The organism is uncultured Chloroflexus sp. (genome assembly GCF_937129525.1).
Lineage (GTDB): Bacteria > Chloroflexota > Chloroflexia > Chloroflexales > Chloroflexaceae > Chloroflexus.
The window spans coordinates 1-3,353 of the sequence record NZ_CAKZNK010000133.1 but is presented as its reverse complement, the minus strand read 5'-3'; the positions used below and the strand labels follow the sequence as shown (position 1 = coordinate 3,353).

Annotated in this window: 3 protein-coding genes and 1 pseudogene; 1 reads left to right on the top strand and 3 read right to left on the bottom strand. The window is 58.0% G+C overall.

From position 1 onward, the window contains the following. Positions 1-184 (bottom strand): annotated as a pseudogene (locus Q0650_RS16250) (EamA/RhaT family transporter); the annotation flags it as partial. A gap of 110 nt (positions 185-294) precedes the next feature. Between Q0650_RS16250 and Q0650_RS16245 the strand changes: the two are divergent. After that, the gene (locus Q0650_RS16245; protein ID WP_298820848.1) at positions 295-1,011 is read left to right on the top strand and encodes a plastocyanin/azurin family copper-binding protein; all 717 of its coding nucleotides are present in this window, start codon (positions 295-297) and stop codon (positions 1,009-1,011) included. Between the two features lie 81 nt (positions 1,012-1,092). Here the strand turns inward: Q0650_RS16245 and Q0650_RS16240 are convergent, their stop codons facing one another. Further along, entirely contained in the window at positions 1,093-2,289 is a 1,197-nt protein-coding gene (locus tag Q0650_RS16240; protein ID WP_298820846.1) for a class I SAM-dependent RNA methyltransferase, read from the bottom strand. A gap of 105 nt (positions 2,290-2,394) precedes the next feature. Further along, positions 2,395-3,353, bottom strand: a 959-nt coding sequence (locus Q0650_RS16235) for an STAS domain-containing protein (RefSeq protein WP_298820844.1), incomplete at its 5' end; no start/stop codon positions are given.

Below are 3,353 nucleotides of genomic sequence, written 5' to 3'. Positions count from 1 at the left end.
GAAAAATGATGGTGAGAGCGCCTAGTAAGAGCAATACTAGCGCGAAACGAATGCTCAGGAAGGTGAACGGTTCAATATATGGCAACCCAAAACGCGCTCCGATGAAGCCAGTGCTCCAGAGGAGCACGAAGAGTAGTGGCGCCACGCTGGCCAGTTGAAACGAGCCTGTAGTTTGTTTTTTCATGCAAGACACTTTTCTTTCTTGGCAAATTGCGATGCACATCAAACATTCATTTTATGCTAAACTAGACTCTGTGCCGAATATCACGATATCAGGCAAAGAGGAGGTTCTCCATGAGCTGGCGAGGTTCTGGCAGTGGTTTTCGTTCGCGCAGCAGTAGCCGCAGCAGCAATGGCGGTTCCAGCTTTTCCGGCGGTAGCGCCGGTGGGCCGCCGCTCAGCGTTATGATCGGCCTGGCACTTGGCGCCGGCTTGATCATGCTGATTGTGATGATTGCCTCTAACGCAAATCCCGGCGGGTTTGTCGCTTCGGCGCCACGCCCAACCGCTACCCCGCGCCCAACCGCCACCCCGCGCCCAACCGCCGCGCCCGTTGCGAGTCAGCCAACCAGCGCTCCGGCAACAGGCGGCGCCAACGAACCCGGTGGATCGAATGTTGTGAATGAAACACCTGCGCAGACGGTTGAGATTCGCGCTGCGCCAGATGCTTTGGCCTTCGCTCAGACATCCCTGACTCTGCCCGCGAATACAGTGGTCCGACTCGATTTCGTTAACCAGAATAATCTCGGTGTGCAACACAACTGGGTGCTAGTCAATGGTGGCGATGACGTGGCCGCAGCCGTCAATAACGCCGCCCAGAACAATGCTGACGCCCTCTTCGTGCCGCCGCCTGACACACCCAACGCTCTGGCCTGGACGGCTATGCTCAATGCTGGTCAAACTGGCAGCGTTACCTTCCGCACTCCTGCGCCCGGTACCTACCTTTACATCTGTACCTTCCCCGGCCATTACCTGGCCGGCATGAAGGGTACGTTGACTGTTACCCAATAAGTTGGCTATTGGCCCACCGCGCAGGCGCGCAGCTCGCATGATACAATCTGCTCGCGCCTGCGCGTCCGTTTCCTTCCACCGCTATCCCGCCGTTCGTTCCAGCACAGCTATCACTTCCACGTGTGGCGTGTGCGGGAACATATCATATCCGCGCAGGCTAACAATGCGGTAAGCCGATTGCAAAAGTTGTAAGTCGTTGACCTGGGTAAGTGGATTACACGATACATAGACGATTCGCTGCGGCGCAACGCGGAGTAGTTCATGACAAACCTGCGACCCAAGACCGGTACGCGGCGGATCGGCGACGATGACCGACAAGCTGCCGGACGGTTGTTCATGCAAGTAGGCTAGCGTATCGCTGCAAATCGGGTTGAGATTGCCAATCCCATTCGCCGCCGCGTTGTGCGCTGCCAACGCAGCACTCTCGGCCACCGATTCGACACAATCAACCCACGCCGCCATCCGCGCCAGATGGAGACCAATTGCGCCTACCCCACCGTAAAGATCGGCCACACGCATCGTTGGATCAGGCGCCGCCGCCTCCACCGCATCACCGATTAACCGGTCGGCCAGATAGACATTATTTTGAAAGAAGGTGTTGGGACCGATCCAACAGGTCATGTTACCGACCCGCATTGGCAGCAGGGCAGCTCCCCAATGGCGGCGCGGTTCACCAAACGAGAGATCGGTCAGCGTGGCATTAACCAGCCAGTGAAAGCCGACGACTCCCGGCTGATCCAGTGCCGTAGCCGCCAGTTCAGCCATGAGCGCCTCATCGCCACCGTCAGCGGTGACAACGGCAAGCAATAGCTCATTATCAGGATTGCGCCGCGCGACTACGTAGCGTAGAAAACCGGTGTGAGCGCGAAGGTCGTAATCGGGCAGGCCCAACGCCATCGCGCGTTGCCAGACCGCTTGCGCCGCAGCAAACGCTGCTGGCGGTATCAGATGACATGTGGTTAATTCCACAATGTAATTGAACTTTCCCCGCGCTCGCAAGCCAAATCGCCCCTTTGTGGCGACATAATCCATTCGTGTGCGGTAGGCATTCGGGTTCGGCGACGGCACTACCGTCAAATCATCTACCGGAATGCCGCCGGCAAAGTAGAGTTCGCGTAACGCTGCTGCCTTTGCCGCTACCTGATCAGGGTAGGCTCGATCCTGAAACGCGCAACCGCCACAATCACGCGCATGCGGACACACAGGCGGCACCGGCTGGCCGATGAACGCGCGATCAACAATCGCTTTCCGCAAAGTTTTGGCGGTGAATACCGTCATAACCCGAATCACCTTGCGCCCATAGCCACCATCACCGCGCTGCCAGGCCAAATCAGGCCGGTGGCGTAGCGGGTTGCGCCAGCGTATGGTCGCCGATCATGGTCACTAGTTTAATGATCCATTGCGCTGATCGCGCGCCGCCGCGATTTGCTCACTCATCCAGCGTTGCAACGCCTCTTGCGGAGAAGCAGCGACATCCAGTTCGCGCAAATCGATCCCGATATGCGTCAACGTGAGCGCCACCTGAGCGGCAATCCCGGTCAAAATCACCTTGCATCCCAGCAGACGCAGAGCGCGCACCGTTTGGGTAATGGCGTTCGCCACTGCGGTGTCAATGACCGGCACGCCAGCCACATCGATAATCACCAGATTGACACGCCGTTCATGAACGAGTTCGAGCAACCGGCTGGTGATTCGTCCGGCCCGGCGACTATCGATACTGCCCACGAGCGGCGCCAGTAGCACGCCATCAGCGATCCGCACTGCTGGCGTCTCCAGTTGACCAACCAGTTCGATCAGTTCTTGCTGGCGCCGATTTTGTTCGGCCAGTTCGTGTCGTTGCTGTTCAATAGCCGCAGCCCGCTCGGCAATTTCTCGGCGGGCAGCCTCAGCTTGCGTCGCATTGCGCTCGGCTTCAATCCTGGCGCTATCGAGTGAGAAGCGCGCTGCTGCAAAAGCGGCCACCTGCACAACGTAACTGGCCAACACCGCAATATCGGCATACACTCCATTCAAAGCATTATCGTCAAGCAGATCTCTGCCCAACAAGATGGCCATGATCGCCACTCCAACCCCGGCCACCCATTGCACGTTGGTCAATGCCAGCGCAAAGGCCAGCGGAGTAAAGAGAACGATATCCTGTTCATTATTGCCCAATCCACCCGCCACAACCAGCGTCACGCCAGCAGTCGCGAAGAAACGCGCCCCTTCCCACCCGCGCCAGTGCAACCAGGTTGCGATCCAGAAGATCGCCGAGACGATGAGAGTCAGTATTATGGTCAACAGCGGATCGCCAAAAATGATATTCAGCAAGCCGCGCCCTAACGTGTATGCAGCCATCCCCC